Origin of the sequence: Streptomyces sp. NPDC046915, from assembly GCF_040644935.1 — a bacterium.
In the GTDB taxonomy this organism is placed as follows: Bacteria; Actinomycetota; Actinomycetes; order Streptomycetales; family Streptomycetaceae; genus Streptomyces.
The window spans coordinates 57,188-76,313 of the sequence record NZ_JBEYXB010000017.1 but is presented as its reverse complement, the minus strand read 5'-3'; the positions used below and the strand labels follow the sequence as shown (position 1 = coordinate 76,313).

The window sequence follows — 19,126 nt, the reverse complement described above, 5'->3', positions numbered from 1 at the left end:
GTACCGAACGGGGGCAGCCCCTCTTTCCCGGCCTTGGTCAGCTCTTGCGCTTCCGCCGCCACACCGCCACGGGAAGCACACCTGCCAGGGCGATGGCCTGCGGGGCCACCGTGAGGGATCCGAGGGCGGAGGACTGCTGGTCCAGGCCCGGCTGGTCGAAGGTGTCGGGAACCGGCAGCGTGCCCCAGCGGTTGATCGGCCAGGCCTTCACGATGGCGCGCCCGACGACATCGTCGACCGGGACCATGCCGTGGTACTTGTCGTCCTGGTTGTAGCGCGAGTCGCGCGAGTTCTGGCGGTGGTCGCCCATGACCCAGACGTAGCCCTTGGGCACCTTGACCTTGAACTGGCCGCCCTGGTCGTCGTCGGTGCAGGGCGTGTTGCCGGCGTAGACGTACGACTGCTCGTTCAGCGCCTTGCCGTTGACCGTCAGCGGGCCGGTCCCCTTGCACTCGACCGTGTCCCCGCCGACCCCGATCACACGCTTGATCAGGTCCTTCTCCTCCGCCGACGGCATCAGGCCGATCCAGCTGAGGACCTTCTGCGCGGCGTTGGGCTCGGGCGTCGGCTCGCCGGCCAGCCACTGGCTGGGGTCGTGGAAGACGATGACCTCGCCGCGCTCGGGTTCGGAGCCGAACCACGGGGTGAGCTTGTCGACGAGGACCCGGTCGCCCTCCTGCAAGGTGTTCTGCATCGAGTCGGACGGGATCGAGAACGCCTGCACCAGGAACGTCTTGATCAGCAGGGCCAGCACGAGCGCGATGCCGATCAGGATCGGCAGCTCCTTCCAGAAGGAGCGCGGCTTCTTGGGGGCCGGCGTCGAGCCACCAGGTCCCTGGCCCTCCGTCGGGCCCCGGTCCTCGGCCGGGCCCTGCGGTTCGCCCGGCTCCGCACCGTCACCGTCCGCCGGGGAGTCACTCCCGGAGGTCACGGCGTCGTCCGCGCCGGGGGTCGCGTCCACGGGGCGCCCGCGGTTCTCCTCGCCGTCGTGCCCGGACCGTGCGCCAACCGCCACATCCCCCACGCCAACTCCTCACTCTGTTCCGCCGCCTGCCCCATACGCGGTGCAGGCCCACCACTCCCATAACGAGCGGAAGTTCCGCAGGGCTCGGGAGTGGGATCGTTCCGTTGGGATCGTCGGTGACAACCCTATGCGACAGCCGCGATGACGAGGTCGTCGTGGCCCCCGCGTCGGTGACGGAAGAAAAGGTTTGCGGTTCTTTGAGGGTGGTCCAGTGGCCCATCGGCCAGCCGATGACCATGGCCCGTCCGACCACCGAACTCAAGGCGACCGTGCCTCCGTAGCTGGTGTTCCGGTGGTACCGGGAGTCCGCGGAGTTGCCGCGGTGGTCGCCCATCACCCACAGCCGTCCCTTGGGGACGGTGATGTCGAACGACATCTGGGAGGGGGCGTTGCCCGGGTACAGGTAGTCCGTCTCGGAGAGGGGAACGCCGTTGACGGTCATGCGGCCCTGGGCGTCACAGCATTTGACGTGGTCCCCGCCGACCCCGATGACCCGTTTGATCAGGTCCTTCTCGTTGTCGGAGGGCAGCAGGCCGATGAACTGGAGGCCTTCCTTGACCTGCTTGATCCCCACCGGGTCGTTCTTCTTGGCGGTCTGCTCGTCCGCCAGCCAGCCGCCCGGATCGTGGAACACCACGACGTCCCCGCGCTGCGGCTCGGAGCCGAACCACGGGGTGAACTTGTCGACCAGGACCCGGTCGCCGATCCGGATCGTCTGCTCCATGGAGCCCGAGGGGATCACGAACGCCTGGACGAGGAAGGTCTTGAGCACGAGCGCTATCAGGACGGCCACGCCGACCAGGAGGGGGATCTCCCGGACGGCACTGCGCCTGCGCTTGCGCTTGACCTTGCGCTGGAGCTTGCGCCGCTCCGCACGCGTGCGCCCGCCGGACGGCTTGGAGCCGGCCCGGCGGAAGCCGGTGGGCAGCAGGTTCTCGGCGGGGCCGCTGGGCACACCGCGCGGTTTGCCGCGGTTACCCATGGGCACCCTCCGCGGCGGGCACGCGCGCGTACGCGGCGGGGCGCTTCAGGTGCGTGAGACGGTCGGACGGCCAGACGACCCAGTCGGCCCGGCCGATCACGTCACCGACGGGAACCATGCCGCCACCGGGCGAGCCCAGGTGGTCGCGGGAGTCGCTGGAGTCGCTGCGATGGTCGCCGAGGACGAAGAGCCCGCCGTCGGGCACCGCGACGTCGAAGGGGACGGAGGAGGCACTGTCCCCGGGGTAGAGGAACGCCGTCTCGTCGACCGACCGGCCGTTCACTTGGATCTGCCCCTCCTTGTCGCAGCAGACAACATGGTCTCCACCTACACCCACAACGCGCTTGATGTAGTCGGCGTGCCCGAAGTACCCGGTGCCGTCGAACACGACCACATCGCCACGTCGCGGCTGGGCACCGAAACGGTACGCCAACTTATTTACGAGAACGCGGTCTCCGATCCTCAATCCCTGTTCCATGGATCCGCTGGGAATTTGGAATGGCTGAACCACGAACGCGTTGAGGAGGAGCAAAAACACCAGGCAGACGAGGACGGTGAGGGTGATCCACCCGCCCGGCAGCCAGTCGGTGATCCGCGACACCAACGCGAAACGCGACCGTTCCTCCGTACCCCTGGTGTCCCCGGGGCGGGAGGAGCGGTCGCGCTCCGTCGGCTGTGCTTCGGTGTCCATCGAGGCCAGATGCTATCCGGCCTCGCTGTGACGTCCGGGTGGAGCTCAGCTCTCGCGCTTCTCCTTGATCTTCGCGGCCTTGCCGCGCAGCTCGCGCAGGTAGTACAGCTTGGCGCGGCGCACGTCACCGCGGGTGACGAGCTCGATCTTCTCCACGATCGGGGTGTGCACCGGGAAGGTGCGCTCGACGCCGACGGAGAAGGAGACCTTGCGGACCGTGAAGGTCTCGCGGACACCGGAGCCCTGGCGGCGGATCACAACGCCCTTGAACTGCTGCACACGGGAGCGGTTGCCCTCGATGACGCGGACGTGGACGTTGACGGTGTCACCCGGGCGGAAGGCCGGGATGTCGCTGCGCAGCGACGCGGAGTCGACGGAGTCGAGCAGGTGAGACATTTCGTCTGCTTTCTTCGCTGATGCCACAGGTCATCAACGGGAACTAGGTGTTCACAGGGGGTGCTGCGCGGTCGGACGGGCGTCGTGTCCCCCTGTGGCAGGGGCGCACGCCGGACGGACGCACAACAGCGGTCTATTCTTCCATGCCTTCGGTCCTGCGCCAAAATCGACCGTGGGGCGCGCCGTCCGGGTCGGGGGCCCAGCCCAGGATGGACAGCATCTCGCGGTCCTTCTTGTCGAACGCCTTGGGATCGCAGCGCTCGATGAGATCGGGCCGGTTGGCCGTCGTACGCCGCAGGGCCTCGTCCCGGCGCCAGCGGGCGATCCTGCCGTGGTGGCCGCTGAGCAGCACGTCCGGGATGTCGCGGCCGCGCCAGAGGGGCGGCTTGGTGTAGACGGGCCCCTCCAGGAGGCTCGCCATCGCGCCGGGCGCGAAGGAGTCGTCCCGGTGGGACTCGGCGTTGCCGAGGACGCCGGGCAGCAGCCGTGCCACGGCCTCCGTGACGACGAGTACGGCCGCCTCGCCGCCGGCCAGGACGTAGTCGCCGATGGACACCTCGTACACCGGCATCCGGGTGGCGTACTCGTCGATGACGCGCCGGTCGATGCCCTCGTAGCGGGCCGGGGTGAAGACCAGCCAGGGGCGCTCGGACAGTTCGACGGCCAGTTCCTGGGTGAAGGGGCGGCCGCTGGGGGTGGGGACGATCAGCGCGGGGGCCCGGGAGCCGGTCTCGTAGCCGTCGGCGAGGACGGAGTCGAGGGCGTCGCCCCAGGGCTCGGTCTTCATGACCATGCCCGGGCCGCCGCCGTACGGCGTGTCGTCGACCGTGTTGTGGCGGTCGTAGGTCCACGCGCGCAGATCGTGCACGTGCACGTTCAGCTGTCCACGCGCGCGTGCCTTGCCGACGAGGGAGACGTTCAGCGGTTCCAGGTACTCGGGGAAGATCGTGACGACGTCCAGGCGCATTACGCCTCTTCCCTGGACGAGGCGATCTCCGCGCGGTCGTCGATCAGGCCCGGTGGCGGGGCGATGACCGCCTTCTGCTCCTCCAGGTCGATCTCGGTGACGATCTCCGCGACGAACGGGATCATGACCTCGGTCCCGTCGGGGCGCTCCACGATGAACAGGTCCTGGGTGGGCAGGTGCGAGATCTCGGTGATCCGGCCGACCTCCGTACCGTCCACGGTCACCACGTCGAGGTCGACGAGCTGGTGGTCGTAGTACTCGTCCTCCTCCTCGGGCAGCTCGTCCGGGTCGACCTCGGCGATCAGGAGGGTGTTGCGCAGCGCCTCGGCGGCGTTGCGGTCGGCGACGCCCTCGAAACGCAGGAGGAGCCGGCCGCTGTGCACCCGGCCGGTCGCGATGGTGAGCGGCCCCGCGGCGGCGGGGTCCGTGGTCAGTACGGCACCGGGTCCGAGCCTGAGTTCCGGCTCGTCGGTACGGACCTCGACGGTGACCTCGCCCTTGATGCCGTGGGCGCGGCCGATCCGTGCGACTACCAGCTGCACTGTGCGTGATCTCCCTGTCGGAACGACGAGCCGTCGGACGGCTCATACGACTGCGGGCCGGGGACGGCCCAGTGGCCCTCCCCGGCCCGAGCCGGTGCTGCGAAACGTCAGCGGACGTGGTCCACGTCGACGAGGTCGACGCGGACACCGCGACCGCCGATGGCGCCCACGACGGTGCGCAGGGCGCGCGCGGTGCGGCCGTTGCGGCCGATCACCTTGCCGAGGTCGTCGGGGTGCACCCGGACCTCGAGGACACGCCCGCGGCGCAGGTCGCGCGAGGCGACCTGCACATCGTCAGGGTTGTCGACGATGCCCTTCACGAGGTGCTCAAGCGCCTCTTCGAGCATGCTGCTCAGGCCTCGGTCGACTCGGACTCAGCCGCGGCCTCGTCCTTCTTCTCAGCCTTCTTCTTCTGGGTGATCGCCTCACCCTTGCCCTCGTCGTCACCGCCGAGAGCCTCGAACGACGGACGCGTGGCCTTCGGCTCGGCGACGAGCAGCGGCGCCGGGGCGGGCTCGCCCTTGAACTTCTGCCAGTCGCCGGTCTTCTTCAGGATGGCGAGCACGGGCTCGGTCGGCTGCGCGCCGACACCCAGCCAGTACGCCACGCGGTCGGCGTCCACCTCGATGACCGACGGGTTGTAGGTCGGGTGGTACTTGCCGATCTCCTCGATGGCCCGGCCGTCACGGCGGGTACGGGAGTCGGCGACGACGATGCGGTAGTGAGGCGAACGGATCTTGCCCAGACGCTTCAGCTTGATCTTGACTGCCACGGGAGTGGATTCTCCTGGATTTGACGTGGTTGGGCACGGCGGAACTGCCGCGTGGGGTTGCGGTACCCGAGTGCCCGACGGACGCGTCAGCCGGAGGAGAGAGGGGTCCTGTGCGGCTGTCGAGTACAGCTAGCCATTGTGCCATACCCGGCGGGTCGCTCCTGGCCGGGGGTGCGGAGGGTGGGGAGGGCGCGCTCGGGCATGCCTGTGGGGCACCCGGCGCGGAGGTGAGGTACGTCGGGTGCTCGCCCGGCGGGGAGGGCCGGGTCACGGCTGCCACGAGCAGCCGGGACCTCAGCTCGCCGCCGCCCCCACGACTTCCGGGATCCGGAACGGCTTGCCGCAGCCGCCGCACACGATCGGGGCCTGGGCCAGGACCGAGGGCACCACCCGGACGTTGCGGCCGCAGTCGCAGACCGCCTTGACGCGGACGCCGCCGCCGGAGGAGCCGTGGCGGGCGGCCGGGCCGCGGAACGTACGGGAGGTGTCGGCGGACGTCGCCGCCGTGTGGGCCTTGAGGGCGCGCTGGAGGCGCTCGATGGTCGGCCGATAGCGTCGCTTCGCCTCAGGGTTGAGCGTGACCAGCGAGAAGCCGCTGCTGGGGTGCGGCTCGTCGGGGTGGTCCAGGCCCAGCTCCTCGGCGATCGCGAGGAATCGGCGGTTGTGGTACCGGCCGGCGCGGGAGGTGTCGCGGACTCCGCGCGCGGCGGCGATGCCGTGGACTGCTTCGTGCAGCAGTCGCTCGAAGGAGAGCTCGTGACCGCAGGCGGACGACGACTCTCCGATCAGGGACTCTGGCGCGGCAAGGTCCGGCAACTCGGGGTGGTACCGCTGAATGTCGGCCCACGCCTGTGCCAGCTCTGCGGCGAGAACAGGTGGTGTCTGTGTCGTGCTCACGTAATGACAACGAGCCGGGGTGCCGCTGTGTTCCGATTCCGGGGCATCCCAAATAATTTGCACGTACCCGTCAGTTGCCGCTGATGCGTCCTGACGAGGGCGGGTGCGCTGATCTGCGGAGAAGCCGCACAGCTCCTACCAAGCCGGTGCGTAGCCTGACGTACGGCCACGTACGGCCCGGCGCGTAGATGACCTCCCGCGCCGGGCCGCCCGTGATCGGTCGGTGCGCAAGATGCGTTTCGGTCGCTCTCCCGCCGGAAGGGCGCTACTCAGTAAGCGCGCGCGACGAGCGCGACGTTACCCGGCGCGTCCTCCGCGTCCGGCACCGACCCGTCCTCGGCGACCAGACACCGTACGGTCACCGCGTGCTCGGCCAGCTCGGCCTCGCCCTCCGCGCCGAGCGCCGCCCAAGGGATGCGCGCCCAGCCGCCGGCACCGATGACCTCCACGGCCTCCGCGGCCGACGACACGTCCGAGGTACGGGACTCGCGGCGCTCGCGGGACTGCCGCAGCAGCAGTGCCTGGTCCTCCTCCAGCATCGCGGGGAGGACGTCCGCGAGCGCGTCGACCGCCACCGGCTCCTTCCCTCCGGGGATGCGGCGCGCCAGCATCGCGGTGCCGTTCTCCAGGTCCCGGGGGCCGACCTCCACGCGCGCGGGCACGCCCTTGAGCTCCCAGTCGACGGCGCGGCGGCCGAAGGGCGTGTCGACGCGGTCGTCGACCTGGACGCGCAGGCCGGCCGCCTTCAGCCGGTCGCCGATCTCGCGGACCTTGGCCAGAACCGCCTCGTCGCCCTTGATCGCGAGGACGACGACCTGGACCTGCGCCAGGCGCGGCGGAACCCTGAGGCCGTCGTCGTCGCCGTGCATCATCACCAGCGCGCCGATCATGCGCGTGGTCGAGCCCCAGGAGGTCTGCCAGACCAGTTCCTGCGTGCCGTCCTTGGACAGGTACGAGGTGTTGAACGCCTTGGCGAAGTTCTGGCCCAGCTCGTGACTGGTCGCCATCTGGAGGGCCTTGCCATCGCCCATCATGCCTTCGAGCGTGAGGGTGTTGATGGCCCCCGCGAACCGCTCCTTGGCGGTCTTGCGGCCGGGCACGACGTCCATGGCGAGCACGTTCACCATGAAGTCCTCGTAGACCTCGCGGTGGATGTGGGAGGCGAAGTCGCGGGCGTCCTGATGGGTGGCGTGCGCCGTGTGGCCCTCCTGCCACAGGAACTCCGTCGTGCGCAGGAAGAGACGCGGTCTGAGTTCCCAACGGACCACGTTCGCCCACTGGTTGATCAGCAGGGGCAGGTCCCGGTAGCTCTGCACCCACTTCGAGAAGTAGTCGTTGATGATCATCTCGGAGGTCGGCCGGACCACCGCCGGCTCCTCCAGCTCCTTGCCGCCGCCGTGCGTGACCACCGCGAGCTCGGGCGCGAACCCCTCGACGTGGTCGGCCTCCCTGGTGAGGTACGACTGCGGGATGAGCAGCGGGAAGTACGCGTTCTGGGTGCCCGTCTCCTTGATGCGGGCGTCCATCTCCGCCTGCATCCGCTCCCACAGCCCGTACCCGTACGGTCGGATGACCATGGTGCCGCGCACCGGACCGTTGTCGGCCAGTTCGGCCTTGTTGATCAGATCCTGGTACCACCGCGGGAAGTCGTCCGCCCGCGGCGTGAGAACGGGTGCCTTGGCCATGGCGAGATGGTACGGGCTCACATTGCGGGGATGTGAATTCTCGCCACAGGCACAGGGAAGGCACAAGGAGGGCCCCGCTACCACTGGACGCCGCCGCGAGCCCGGAGTTACCTGACATACGTGGAATGTGCGAGCGCACGGCACGGGGGCCACGTAACGGGGCACAGCGGCAACTCTCTGCGGATTGGGGCGCTTACCTATGACACCTACGCTCGTGCGGCAACACCTGTCTCACGTGGGATCGGCTCCCCGCGTGAACCTGTGCGCACGCGCGCGTGACTGGTCCGAGATTCAGGAGCGGATGCTGGTCCCGCTCTACGAGGCCGTCTACGAGCGACTTGAAGTAGGCCCTGGCACACGGCTGCTGGGCCTCGGCTGCGGCTCCGGACTCGCCCTGCTGATGGCTGCCTCCAGAGGGGCCGCGGTCGCCGGTGTCGACTCCTCCCCCGAACGACTCGCCCTCGCGCGGCAACGCCTGCAACCGGACGGCTGGACCACGCGCGCGCGTGCCCGCACCCGGACCGTCGCCGGCTCACTCCGGGACGCGGCCGACGCGGACACCCCCGCCTACACCCTGGTCACCGCCTTCGACCCGCTCGGGTCCCTGGCGGCCGGCTCCGAGGACCTCGGCGAGCTGCTCACCGAGGCGACCCCGCTCGCCGCGCGCGGGACACCCGTGGTGCTCGCCGACTGGGGCCCGCAGGAACGCTGCGCCACGTCGGCGGTGCTGCGGGCGGCCACCCGGCCGGCCCAGTGGCGCTCCGCCCTGCGCGACGACCTCGAGGAGGTCGCCCAGCGGGCCGGGCTGAAACCTGACGGCTCGGGCCGGGTCGCCTGCCCGTTCGGATACGCCGACCTCGACAGCGCCGCCCGCGGCCTCATGTCGACGGGCCTGCTCGACACGGCGGTCGCCGCGACGGAGCGGGAACGGGTGGACAAGGAGCTGGCGGAGGCGCTGCACCCGTACCGGCGGGGGGACGGCACCGTGTGGATGCCGAACATCTTCCGCTACCTGATCGCCCGCGTGCCCTAGGCCGGGGCCGCCCGGGTCCTCACCGGGGCTCCCCGTTCTTCGTCAGGCGGCTGATCCCGGCGATCCGGTAGGCGTCCGCCTCCTCCAGCGTCTCGTGCTCCAGCAGCGCGTGGGCGAGGGCGTCCAGCCGCCCGCGGTGGTCGAGCAGTTTGCGGCACGCCTCCTCGTAGCACTCGTCGACGATCCGCCGCATCTCGCCGTCGATCACGTCGAGGGTGTGCGGGGCGGCGGCGAGTCCGTACGCCTGCTGGGCGTCGCTCGGGAGGGCGGAGAGACGGCCGACGCGCTCGCTCATGCCCCAGCGGGCCACCATCCCGCGCGCGATGTTGGTGACCTGTTCGAGGTCGTTCTCCGCCCCCGTCGTGACGACCCCGTAGACCACCTCTTCCGCCGCCATGCCGCCCAGGGCGCCGATGATGCGGCCGCGCAGGTACTCCTCCGAGTGCGCGTACCGCTCCACCTCGGGGGTCGACATGGTCACCCCGAGGGCCCGGCCGCGCGGCACGATGGTGACCTTGCGGACGGGGTCGGCGCCGGGCTGGAGCATGCCCAGGAGGGCGTGGCCGCTCTCGTGGTAGGCGGTGCGGCGACGGTCCTCCTCGGGCATGACCAGGGTGCGTTCGGCGCCCAGCTGCACCTTCTCCAGGGCTTCCGAGAGCTCGGACTGGGTCACCTGCTCCTGTTTGCGCTTGATCGCGAGCAGTACGGCCTCGTTGGCGAGATTGGCCAGATCCGCACCTGTCATGCCCGGGGTGGTACGGGCCACCCGGGCCAGGTCCACCTCGGGGGCGAGCGGTATCTCGCGGGTGTGGATCCGCAGGATGGCCTCGCGTCCGCCGCGGTCCGGCGGGGAGACGTTGACCACCCGGTCGAAGCGGCCGGGCCGGGTCAGCGCCGGATCCAGGATGTCGGCGCGGTTCGTCGCCGCGATGACGACCACGCCCTCCGACCCGGAGAAGCCGTCCATCTCGGTGAGGATCTGGTTCAGCGTCTGCTCGCGCTCGTCGTGGCCGCTCACCGAGGCGCCGCCGCCCCGGGCCCGCCCGATGGTGTCGATCTCGTCGATGAAGATGATCGACGGGGCCACCTTGCGCGCCTCCCCGAACAGCTCACGGACACGGGAGGCGCCGACGCCCACGATCATCTCGATGAACTCCGAGGCGGAGGCCGAGAAGAACGGCACCCCCGCCTCACCCGCCACGGCCCGCGCCAGCAGGGTCTTGCCGGTGCCGGGCGGCCCCGCGAGCAGCACGCCGCGCGGCATCTTCGCGCCCATCCTGCGGTAGACGTCGGGGTGCTCCAGGAAGTCGACGACGTCGTCCAGCTCTCCCTTGACCTCGTCGATGCCGGCCACGTCGGCGAAGGTGGTGCGCTGGGTGCCGGGCCGGAGCTCGACCGGCCTCGGCGGTGCCTTGCGGCCGAGCATGCCCCCGGCGCCGCCCAGTCCGCCGCCCGCGCGCAGCCGCCGCGCGAAGAAGATCCACACCGCCGCCAGCACCACCAGCGGCGCGAGGGAGAGCAGCAGGTTGGACAGCAGGCTGCGCTGCTGCACCACCGGCTGCGCGGTCACCGTGACACCGTGGCTGGTCAGGCTGTGCCAGAGGTTGTCGTTCGCGAAGGCCGGGCGCTGCGTCTTGAACTTGGTGTACTGGCCGCCGCCCTCGGGGTTGCCGCGGGCGCTCTTGAGCTGCCCCTGGATCGCGTCGCCCTTGGAGTAGATCTTGGCGACGTTGCCCGCGTCGACCTGTCTGCTGAACTCCGTGTACGAGATCGTCGGCTCGTTGCCCTGGCCGAGGTAGTTCAGCCCCACGTACGCCAGCAGGAAGACGATCACAGCGGTGACGGCCAGCCCCCACCACCGGCCGCGCAGCCTTCTGCCACCGGGCCGCCGTGGCGCCTCGTCCGGGGTGCCCTCGGTGCGCCACGGGCGGTCGGGGACCCTGGGGGGTGGCGCGGCGTTGCTCATATCTGGACGTTACGGCACACAGCTGGCCATGGCACGCGCTGAGGGCGCCCCTTCGTGGAAGGGGCGCCCTCAGTGGCGTACGGCGTGGGTGCGTGTCAGCCCATGAACTTCTTGAACTCGTCCGGCAGTTCGAAGTCCTCTCCGGCCTGCTGGCCCGGCAGGCCGAAGGCGCCGGCGCCCTGGGCTCCGGCGGCGCGGCGGGCAGCCGCCTCCTGCTCCTGCTGCTTGCGCTTCATCGGGTTGCCGGAGCGCTGCTTGCCCTTGGCCTGCTTCGGCTGCTTCTTGCTCCGGCCGGGACCGCCGCCCATGCCCGGGATCCCCGGCATGCCGGGCATGCCGCCGCCCTGAGCCATGCGGGACATCATCTTGCGGGCCTCGAAGAACCGCTCGACCAGGCCCTTGACCGCGCTGACCTCGACACCCGAGCCCTTGGCGATACGGGCGCGGCGCGAGCCGTTGATGATCGTCGGGTCCTGGCGCTCGCCCGGGGTCATCGACTTGATGATCGCGCCCACCCGGTCGACTTCCCGCTCGTCCAGGTTGTTGATCTGGTCCTTGATCTGGCCCATGCCGGGCAGCATGCCGAGCAGCTTGCTGATGCTGCCCATCTTCCTGACCTGCTCCATCTGGGCCAGGAAGTCGTCCAGGGTGAAGTCCTGGCCCTTCTTGGACGCCAGCTTGGAGGCCATCTTCTCGGCCTCTTCCTGGCTGAACGTCTTCTCCGCCTGCTCGATCAGGGTGAGCAGGTCACCCATGTCGAGGATGCGGGAGGCCATCCGGTCAGGGTGGAAAGCGTCGAAGTCGTCGAGCTTCTCGCCGTTCGACGCGAACATGATCGGCTTGCCGGTGATCTGGCGGATCGACAGGGCCGCACCACCGCGGGCGTCGCCGTCGAGCTTGGAGAGCACCACGCCGTCGAAGCCGACGCCGTCGCGGAAGGCCTCCGCGGTGTTGACCGCGTCCTGACCGATCATGGCGTCGACGACGAAGAGGATCTCGTCGGGGCTGACGGCGTCGCGGATGTCCGCGGCCTGCTGCATCATCTCCTGGTCGATGCCCAGGCGGCCGGCGGTGTCCACGATCACGATGTCGTGGACCTTGGTCCTCGCGTGCTCGATGGAGTCCTTGGCGACCTTGACCGGGTCGCCGACGCCGTTGCCCGGCTCGGGCGCGTACACCGCGACACCGGCCCGCTCGGCGACCACGCTGAGCTGGTTGACGGCGTTGGGGCGCTGGAGGTCGGCGGCGACGAGCAGCGGCGAGTGGCCCTGCTCCTTGAGCCAGCGGCCGAGCTTGCCCGCGAGCGTGGTCTTACCGGCGCCCTGGAGACCGGCGAGCATGATCACGGTGGGCGGCTGCTTGGCGAAGCGCAGGCGCCGGGTCTCGCCGCCGAGGATGGTGACGAGCTCGTCGTTGACGATCTTCAGCACCTGCTGGGCAGGGTTCAGCGCGCGGGAGACCTCGGCGCCGAGGGCCCTCTCCTTGATGTTCTTGATGAACGTCCGCACGACGGGCAGCGCCACGTCTGCCTCGAGGAGCGCGATGCGGATCTCGCGGGCCGTGGCGTCGATGTCCGCCTCGGAGAGCCGTCCCTTGCCGCGCAGGTTCTTGAAAGTCGCTGAGAGGCGATCGGAGAGAGTATCGAACACGGCGGCGTCGGTCCTCGGAGTCGGGGGCAGTCTGAGCGTCTTCCAGGGTATCCGGCCGCGCAAGACAATCGTCCCCGCCTGTCCAGAAGGTCACGCCCGCAGCGCCTCCTCCAGTGCCCGCGCCACCGAAGCCGCCTCCTCGCCCGGCAGCGGTGCCCCCTTGGGCGCGGTGACGTAGAAGGCGTCGACGGCGTTGGATCCCAGGGTCGACACATGCGCGCTGCGCACCCGTACGCCCGCCTCCTCCAGCGCCCGCCCGATCCGGAAGAGCAGGCCGGGCGCGTCCTGGGCGCGGACCTCGATCACTGTGGCGTGGTGGGAGGCGGCCGGGGCGACCGTGACCCGCGGGGGCGGGGCCACCCAGCCGCGGCGGCGGGGGTAGGCGGCGTCGCGTTCGGCGAGGCGGGCGGCGATGCCGAGGCTGCCGTCGAGGGCCCGTACGAGATCGGCGCGCAGCCGGGCCGCCTGGGGCAGGGAGCCGTACTCCGCGGCCACCCGCCAGTTCAGGAGCAGCACCGAGCCCTCCTCGAAGCCGCCGGGCAGCTCCAGTGCGCGGAGCTCCGCGGTCCGCACGGTCAGGCGGTGCATGGCGAGGACACCGGCGACGGCGGGCAGGACGCCGGGCTGGTCCGGTACGGCGATGACGAGCTCCACGCCGAGGGGCTCGGGTTCGCCCGGCCCTTCCTCGGCCGGCGGCTCGGGCTGGGCGCGCAGTGCGAGGACCGGCCCGCCGGTGCGGAAGGCCTCGACGGCGAGCCGCTCCTGTTCGGCGGTGGGCGCGGCGGCCTCGGGCTCGTCGGGGGTGTCCCCGGCGAGGACGGCGGAGACCCGCTTCACCAGGTCGGCGACCAGGGAGCCGCGCCAGGAGGACCACGCGGCCGGGCCGGTGGCCAGCGCGTCCGCCTCGGTGAGGGCGTGCAGCAGTTCCAGCGTGCTCTGGGTGCCGACGGCCTCGGCGACCGACTGGACGGTGGCCGGGTCCTCCAGGTCCCGCCGGGTGGCGGTCTCGACGAGGAGCAGATGGTGGCGTACGAGGGCGGACAGTACGGCCACGTCGGTGCGGTCGAAGCCGATCCGGGCCGCGACGTCCTTGGCGATGATCTCGCCGGCCACGGAGTGGTCGCCGGGCCAGCCCTTGCCGATGTCGTGCAGCAGCGCGGCGACCAGGAGCAGGTCGGGGCGGCTGACGCGGCGGGTCAGCTCGGAGGCGCGGACGGCGGTCTCGATCAGATGCCGGTCGACGGTCCAGAGGTGGACGGCGTTGCGCTGCGGGCGGCAGCGGACCCGTTCCCAGTCGGGCAGGAGCCGGGTGATCAGGCCCTCGGCCTCCAGTGCCTCCCAGACGTCCACCGTCGGGCGGCCCGAGCCGAGCAGCGTGACCAGCTGTTCGCGCGCCTCCGCGGGCCAGGGCGTGGGCAGGGGGCGCCCGTGTGCCGCCATGCGGCGGACGGCGTGCAGGGAGAGCGGGAGGCCGGCCTGTGCGGCGGCGGCCGCGGCGCGCAGCGGCAGCACGGGGTCGCGTTCGGGTCGTGCGGCGCGGGCGAGCACCACCTCGCCGTCCTGCTCTACGACCCCCTCGGCCAGCGGGGACCGCTCCGGGACCGGCTTGCCGCCGCCCAGCATGGCGCGCAGGCGCGGGCGTACGGCGCGTGACCGTAGCACGCGCCCCACTTCGCGCCAGGTGACGTCGCTGGCGTACGAGATGACCCGTGCGGCCTCGTACACCTGGCGCAGCAGGGTGTCGGCGTCGAGCAGGCCGAGGTCGGCGGCCACCTGGTCCTGCTCCTGCAAGGCCAGCCGGTCGGTGGCCCGGCCCGTGGTCAGGTGCAGGGCGTCGCGTACGTCCAGCAGGCTCCGCCGGGCGTCCGCGAGGCCCTCGCGCGGGGCGTCGGCCAGCCAGGAGGCGGCGACCGCGCGCAGGGCGGTGGCGTCCCGCAGACCGCCCCTCGCCTCCTTGAGGTCGGGCTCCAGCAGGTACTGGAGCTCACCCTGGCGTTCGGCGCGCTCGGCGCACAGTTCCTGGAGTTCGGGGAGACGTTTCGGCGCCTGGTTGCGCCAGTCGGCCAGCACCGTCGTGCGCAGACCGGCGGTGAGGCCGAGGTCACCGGCGAGATGGCGGGCGTCGAGGAGGCCGAGCTGGACCTTGAGGTCCTCACCGGCTGTCTTACGGGCCTCCGCCGGGGTGCGCACGGAGTGGTCGAGGGCGAGGCCGAGGTCCCAGACCGGGTACCAGAGCCGGTCGGCGAGGGCGGCCACCGCCTTGGTGTCGCCGCCGTCGTGCAGCAGGAGCAGGTCGAGGTCGCTGCGCGGGGACAGCTCGCCGCGCCCGTAGCCGCCGACGGCGACGAGGGAGACGCCCCTGAGTCCGTCGGCCGCCGCGGTGAACAGCCCCGACAGCCAGTCGTCGGTCAGCTCGGCGAGGGCCGCACGGCGCGGCGGCCCGGACCGCGCCCCCTCACCGAGGAGGCGCAGCCGGGCCGCCGCGTAGCCGCTGGGTCCCGAGTCATCCGCTTCGTTCCGCACATCCGTACTCGTCACCCAGCCGCTCCTGACTGCATTCAGACGGTTGTTCTACAGCGCGTCCGGGCCGCGCTCGCCGGTGCGCACCCGTACGGCCGTCTCGACCGGCAGGGACCAGACCTTGCCGTCACCGATCTTGCCGGTGCGGGCCGCCTTGACGACGACCTCGATCAGCTGTTCGGCGTCGTCGTCCTCGGCCAGCACCTCGATGCGGATCTTGGGCACCAGGTCGACGGTGTACTCGGCACCGCGGTAGACCTCGGTGTGGCCCCGCTGACGACCGTAACCGCTCGCTTCGGTGACCGTCAGTCCGTGGACGCCGAAGGCCTGGAGGGCCTCCTTGATCTCGTCGAGCCGGTGGGGCTTGACGACGGCGGTGATGAGCTTCATGCGTCCACCTTCTTGCTCTGCGCGGCGGCCAGGGCCGAACCGGCGACAGATCCGACGACACCGCCGCCGGCGCCGCTGAAGTCGTATGCGGTCTCGGCGTGCTCGGCCTGGTCGATGCCGGACACCTCCTCGTCCTCCGTGACCCGCATGCCGATGGTCTTGTCGAGGAGGAAGGCGAGGATCGCGGAGGCGATCAGGGAGTAGGCGAGGACCGCACCGACACCGGCGCACTGCTTCCACAGCTGGGTGAAGGTGTGGTCGCCGTAGAGGACACCGGTCGCGGTGGACTGGCCCTTGCCGGTGGCGAAGAAGCCGATGAGCAGGGAGCCGATGATGCCGCCGACCATGTGGACGCCGACGACGTCGAGGGAGTCGTCGTAGCCGAACCTGAACTTCAGGCTGACGGCCGCGGCGCAGGCGACACCGGCGATGGCGCCGACGGCGATCGCGCCGAGCGGGGAGACCGCGCCACCGGACGGGGTGATCGCGACCAGACCGGCGACCGCGCCGGAGGCGGCGCCCAGCGTGGTGAACGCGCCGTGGCGGATCTTCTCGTAGGCGAGCCAGGCCAGCATGGCGGCGGCGGTGGCGACCTGCGTGTTGACGAACATCAGCGCGCCGACGCCGTCGTCGTTGCCGAGCCAGGAGCCCGCGTTGAAGCCGAACCAGCCGAACCACAGCAGACCGGCACCGAGCATGACCAGCGGGAGGCTGTGCGGGCGCATCGGGTCCTTCTTGAAGCCGACGCGCTTGCCGATGACCAGGATGACGCCGAGGGCGCCGGCACCGGCGTTGATGTGGACCGCCGTACCACCGGCGAAGTCGATCACACCGAGCTTGAAGGCCCAGCCGTCGGCGCCCCACACCCAGTGGGCGACCGGGACGTAGACGACCGTGAGCCACAGGGCGACGAACAGCGACCAGGCCGAGAACTTGACGCGGTCGGCGAGGGCGCCGCTTATCAGGGCCGGTGTGATCACCGCGAACATCAGCTGGAAGACCATGAAGACGAAGATCGGGATGGTGTAGCCGTCCCACAGCTCCGTCAGCCCGATGTTGCTGAGGCCGAACCAGTCCGGGTTCCAGCCGATGAGGCTGTTGTTCGTGCCGAAGGCGAGGGAGAAGCCGTAGAGGACCCACAGGATCGTGACGATCCCGATGCTGATGAAGCTCATCATCAGCATGTTCAGGGTGCTCTTGACGCGGACCATGCCTCCGTAGAAGAAGGCGAGTCCGGGTGTCATGAGCAGTACCAGGGCGGAACAGATGAGCATGAAGCCTGTGTTCGCGGCAGACAGCTTGGGTGCCTCCGCGGCAAGCGTGATGGCTGGTGCCATCGGCGTCTCCTCGTCGATTGGTACGGCCCCGTGCGGGCGAAGCCTTGAGCGGTCCGGTCAGTGAGGGGTGGGCCGGTTATGCGCCATGAGATTGGCGCAGCGCCGTTTCGGTGGAGGCCCCTCGTTGTTTCGCCGGGGTGACGAAGACGCCGTGCGTGTTACGCGTCGGTGAATTGCGAGATGCCGCCCGCGCCGATCGTTATCGTGGCGCAATCTTGGACCGGGACAACCGTGACCATCGATTGAGGAACCCCCACGGCGATCAGCCACGGCCGCGAGAGCGGCGCCGGCTCAGGCGCGAAAGGGGGCAACCGGCCGCGGACGGCCTTCCGATGACCTGGCATGGGGGAGCCGAGTCGGACAGTTCGGGAGGGCCGGCCGCGGCCGGGGTTTCGCGGGGTCAGACCGCTTCGGCGGTCTCCGGGAGATCGACGGCGAGCTGGTCGCTGAGCTCGATGACCTCGGTGAGGTCGCCGAAGTCACGGACGGCGGTGTCGACGGTCTTCCGGATACGGGTGTTCACCCGCTCGGAGCGGACCTTCTTGGCCACGTGCATGGCCTGCGAGGCCAGGACCGCGCTCTGCTCGGGCTCACGGCGCAGCAGGTGCACGGTGGCCATGCCGATGAGGTTCAGCGCGTACGACCGCTGGTGCTCGTGGTCCTTTGTGAACAGCTCCACGGCCCGCTGCATCAGGGGTTCGGCCAGGGAGGCGTAGGTGGGGCTGCGGCCCGCGATATAGGCGAGGTCGCGGAAGGAGTGGGAGTTCTCCGCGAACAGCTCGGCCTCGGAGAAGAAGCGGATCCAGTCGGGGTCGGGGTCGTCCCACTCGTCGGCCTCGGCGAAGGTGTCCTCGGCCATCCGCACCGCCCGCTTGCACTTGCCGGGCTGGCCCATGTTGGCGTAGGCGCGGGCCTCCATCGCATACAGCATGGCCTGGGTGCGCGGGCCGGCGCAGTCCCGGCTGCCGTACTGCGCGAGGTGGATCAGTTCCAGAGCGTCGTCGGGCCGGCCGAGGTGGATCATCTGGCGGCTCATGCTGGACAGGACGTAGGAGCCGAGCGGCTTGTCACCGGCTTCCTTGGCGGCGTGCAGGGCGAGGACGAAGTACTTCTGCGCGGTGGGCTGGAGCCCCACGTCGTACGACATCCAGCCCGCGAGCTCGGCGAGCTCGGCGGCGACCTGGAAGAGCTTGCGGGTGGTGGTCTCGGGCTGGGGTTCCTGGAGGAGGTCGGTGACCTCGTGCAGCTGGCCGACGACGGCCTTGCGGCGCAGACCCCCGCCGCACTGCGCGTCCCACTGCCGGAACATCACCGTGGTGGACTCCAGCAGGTCCAGCTCCGGCTTGGACAGGCGGCCCGGACGGCGGGGCTCGACGACGGGCTCGGGCCGGTGCGGGCCGGGCGTGGACGGCGAGGGGACGAGCCAGCGCTGCATCGGCTCGATGAGCGACGGGCCCGCGGACAGGGCCAGCGAGGTTCCGAGGAAGCCGCGCCGCGCCAGCATCAGGTCGCTGCGCGAGAACTCGCTGAGCAGTGCCACCGTCTGCGGGCCCGTCCAGGGCAGGTCCACGCCGGATGCGGAGGGTGACTGGCGGGCGGCGCGCAGACCGAGGTCCTCGACGGAGACGACGCAGCCGAACCGCTCGGAGAACAGCTCGGAGAGGATCCTGGGGATCGGTTCGCGCGGGTTCTCCCCGTCCAGCCAGCGGCGCACCCGCGAGGTGTCCGTGGAGATGTGGTTGGCGCCCAACTGGCGTGCCCGGCGGTTCACTTGGCGGGCGAGTTCGCCCTTGGACCAGCCGCTGCGCACGAACCACGAACCGAGCAGCTCGTTGGGGCGCTTGTCAGCGTTCGTCCCACTACCGCCGTTGCCGCCCACTGGAACGCCCCCATCCCTGAGACCACTTGTCGCCGCCTGCGCCAAGCCTTATCAGAATGCCGGTAAATACGGCCTCCCGTCCGGCGGTTCTCACCCTTCGAACGAGATGCCGACTTGCCTCCGGCATACCCACGAGTGCATGTGCCCCCAGGACTCGTGCACACACCGTAATCCTACGATCACCGACGCAGCCACGACGATCCCGTAAACGCCACCATTCGCCACCCCTTCGAATGAACTAACGGTCGGCCAGGCACGATTCACTTGACACAGGACAGCCAGAAGTGATGAAGCGATGCATCCAGGGGCGCGCGCGGCCGGGCGTACGACCCTGAGCGCTTCCGGACGCCGTCCGCGACAAGCGGGAAATCGTCTGCAACAAGCGGGAAGAGGGGA

Annotated in this window: 17 protein-coding genes; 1 reads left to right on the top strand and 16 read right to left on the bottom strand. The window is 70.5% G+C overall.

Annotation, left to right across the window (positions count from 1 at the left end):
• Positions 1-37: 37 nt before the first annotated feature.
• The 10 genes from lepB (ABZ915_RS35195) to proS all read right to left on the bottom strand — a co-directional run bounded on the left by lepB (ABZ915_RS35195) (position 38) and on the right by proS (position 7,956).
• Positions 38-1,024 carry a signal peptidase I gene (lepB, locus tag ABZ915_RS35195; protein ID WP_361811744.1) on the bottom strand — a complete coding sequence of 329 codons (987 nt, stop codon included), beginning with the start codon at positions 1,022-1,024 and terminating at the stop codon, positions 38-40.
• Positions 915-2,006 (bottom strand): signal peptidase I, encoded by a 1,092-nt coding sequence (gene lepB, locus ABZ915_RS35190; protein WP_361811741.1) that lies wholly within the window; start codon positions 2,004-2,006, stop codon positions 915-917. Before lepB (ABZ915_RS35190) ends, lepB (ABZ915_RS35195) begins: the two co-directional genes overlap by 110 nt.
• Positions 1,999-2,697 (bottom strand): signal peptidase I, encoded by a 699-nt coding sequence (gene lepB / locus ABZ915_RS35185; RefSeq protein ID WP_361811738.1) that lies wholly within the window; start codon positions 2,695-2,697, stop codon positions 1,999-2,001. Before lepB (ABZ915_RS35185) ends, lepB (ABZ915_RS35190) begins: the two co-directional genes overlap by 8 nt.
• Before the next feature lie 45 nt (positions 2,698-2,742).
• Positions 2,743-3,093, bottom strand: a complete 351-nt coding sequence (rplS, locus tag ABZ915_RS35180) for a 50S ribosomal protein L19 (protein ID WP_030612790.1) — start codon at positions 3,091-3,093, stop codon at positions 2,743-2,745.
• A 133-nt stretch (positions 3,094-3,226) separates the two neighbouring features.
• Positions 3,227-4,060, bottom strand: a complete 834-nt coding sequence (gene trmD / locus ABZ915_RS35175; protein WP_361811735.1) for a tRNA (guanosine(37)-N1)-methyltransferase TrmD — start codon at positions 4,058-4,060, stop codon at positions 3,227-3,229.
• The gene (gene rimM / locus ABZ915_RS35170; RefSeq protein WP_361811732.1) at positions 4,060-4,602 is read right to left on the bottom strand and encodes a ribosome maturation factor RimM; all 543 of its coding nucleotides are present in this window, start codon (positions 4,600-4,602) and stop codon (positions 4,060-4,062) included. The genes trmD and rimM overlap by 1 nt, the downstream gene beginning before the upstream one ends.
• A gap of 107 nt (positions 4,603-4,709) precedes the next feature.
• Positions 4,710-4,949, bottom strand: a complete 240-nt coding sequence (locus ABZ915_RS35165; RefSeq protein WP_005479813.1) for an RNA-binding protein — start codon at positions 4,947-4,949, stop codon at positions 4,710-4,712.
• 5 nt (positions 4,950-4,954) lie between these two features.
• Complete coding sequence (gene rpsP / locus ABZ915_RS35160; RefSeq protein WP_020942484.1) at positions 4,955-5,374, bottom strand: 30S ribosomal protein S16; 420 nt, start codon at positions 5,372-5,374, stop codon at positions 4,955-4,957.
• Positions 5,375-5,668: 294 nt separating this feature from the next.
• Complete coding sequence (locus ABZ915_RS35155) at positions 5,669-6,271, bottom strand: hypothetical protein (protein WP_132855956.1); 603 nt, start codon at positions 6,269-6,271, stop codon at positions 5,669-5,671.
• 269 nt (positions 6,272-6,540) lie between these two features.
• The gene (gene proS, locus ABZ915_RS35150) at positions 6,541-7,956 is read right to left on the bottom strand and encodes a proline--tRNA ligase (protein ID WP_361811729.1); all 1,416 of its coding nucleotides are present in this window, start codon (positions 7,954-7,956) and stop codon (positions 6,541-6,543) included.
• A 199-nt stretch (positions 7,957-8,155) separates the two neighbouring features.
• On the opposite strand from proS, the gene ABZ915_RS35145 reads away from it, so the two are divergent.
• Positions 8,156-8,989, top strand: coding sequence for a methyltransferase domain-containing protein (locus ABZ915_RS35145; protein WP_361811726.1), 834 nt, complete (start codon positions 8,156-8,158; stop codon positions 8,987-8,989).
• A gap of 19 nt (positions 8,990-9,008) precedes the next feature.
• Here ABZ915_RS35145 and ftsH read toward each other — a convergent pair whose 3' ends face one another.
• The 6 genes from ftsH to ABZ915_RS35115 all read right to left on the bottom strand — a co-directional run bounded on the left by ftsH (position 9,009) and on the right by ABZ915_RS35115 (position 18,730).
• Entirely contained in the window at positions 9,009-10,955 is a 1,947-nt protein-coding gene (ftsH, locus tag ABZ915_RS35140; protein ID WP_361811723.1) for an ATP-dependent zinc metalloprotease FtsH, read from the bottom strand.
• A 95-nt stretch (positions 10,956-11,050) separates the two neighbouring features.
• Complete coding sequence (gene ffh / locus ABZ915_RS35135) at positions 11,051-12,604, bottom strand: signal recognition particle protein (RefSeq protein ID WP_361811720.1); 1,554 nt, start codon at positions 12,602-12,604, stop codon at positions 11,051-11,053.
• A gap of 90 nt (positions 12,605-12,694) precedes the next feature.
• Complete coding sequence (locus ABZ915_RS35130) at positions 12,695-15,142, bottom strand: [protein-PII] uridylyltransferase (protein ID WP_361811717.1); 2,448 nt, start codon at positions 15,140-15,142, stop codon at positions 12,695-12,697.
• A 33-nt stretch (positions 15,143-15,175) separates the two neighbouring features.
• On the bottom strand, positions 15,176-15,514 hold the full coding sequence (locus tag ABZ915_RS35125) for a P-II family nitrogen regulator (protein WP_039656487.1): 339 nt from the start codon (positions 15,512-15,514) through the stop codon (positions 15,176-15,178).
• Positions 15,511-16,851, bottom strand: coding sequence for an ammonium transporter (locus ABZ915_RS35120; protein ID WP_361811714.1), 1,341 nt, complete (start codon positions 16,849-16,851; stop codon positions 15,511-15,513). The genes ABZ915_RS35125 and ABZ915_RS35120 overlap by 4 nt, the downstream gene beginning before the upstream one ends.
• A 400-nt stretch (positions 16,852-17,251) precedes the next feature.
• Entirely contained in the window at positions 17,252-18,730 is a 1,479-nt protein-coding gene (locus tag ABZ915_RS35115) for a hypothetical protein (protein ID WP_361811711.1), read from the bottom strand.
• Positions 18,731-19,126: the final 396 nt, after the last annotated feature.

What these genes read in the sequence shown, in the direction of transcription:
- lepB (WP_361811741.1), bottom strand. Translation starts at nt 2,006, where the DNA reads ATGGGTAACCGCGGCAAACCGCGCGGTGTGCCCAGCGGCCCCGCCGAG.
- lepB (WP_361811738.1), bottom strand. Translation starts at nt 2,697, where the DNA reads ATGGACACCGAAGCACAGCCGACGGAGCGCGACCGCTCCTCCCGCCCC.
- rplS (WP_030612790.1), bottom strand. Translation starts at nt 3,093, where the DNA reads ATGTCTCACCTGCTCGACTCCGTCGACTCCGCGTCGCTGCGCAGCGAC.
- trmD (WP_361811735.1), bottom strand. Translation starts at nt 4,060, where the DNA reads ATGCGCCTGGACGTCGTCACGATCTTCCCCGAGTACCTGGAACCGCTG.
- ABZ915_RS35165 (WP_005479813.1), bottom strand. Translation starts at nt 4,949, where the DNA reads ATGCTCGAAGAGGCGCTTGAGCACCTCGTGAAGGGCATCGTCGACAAC.
- proS (WP_361811729.1), bottom strand. Translation starts at nt 7,956, where the DNA reads ATGGCCAAGGCACCCGTTCTCACGCCGCGGGCGGACGACTTCCCGCGG.
- ABZ915_RS35145 (WP_361811726.1), top strand. Translation starts at nt 8,156, where the DNA reads ATGACACCTACGCTCGTGCGGCAACACCTGTCTCACGTGGGATCGGCT.
- ftsH (WP_361811723.1), bottom strand. Translation starts at nt 10,955, where the DNA reads ATGAGCAACGCCGCGCCACCCCCCAGGGTCCCCGACCGCCCGTGGCGC.
- ABZ915_RS35125 (WP_039656487.1), bottom strand. Translation starts at nt 15,514, where the DNA reads ATGAAGCTCATCACCGCCGTCGTCAAGCCCCACCGGCTCGACGAGATC.
- ABZ915_RS35120 (WP_361811714.1), bottom strand. Translation starts at nt 16,851, where the DNA reads ATGGCACCAGCCATCACGCTTGCCGCGGAGGCACCCAAGCTGTCTGCC.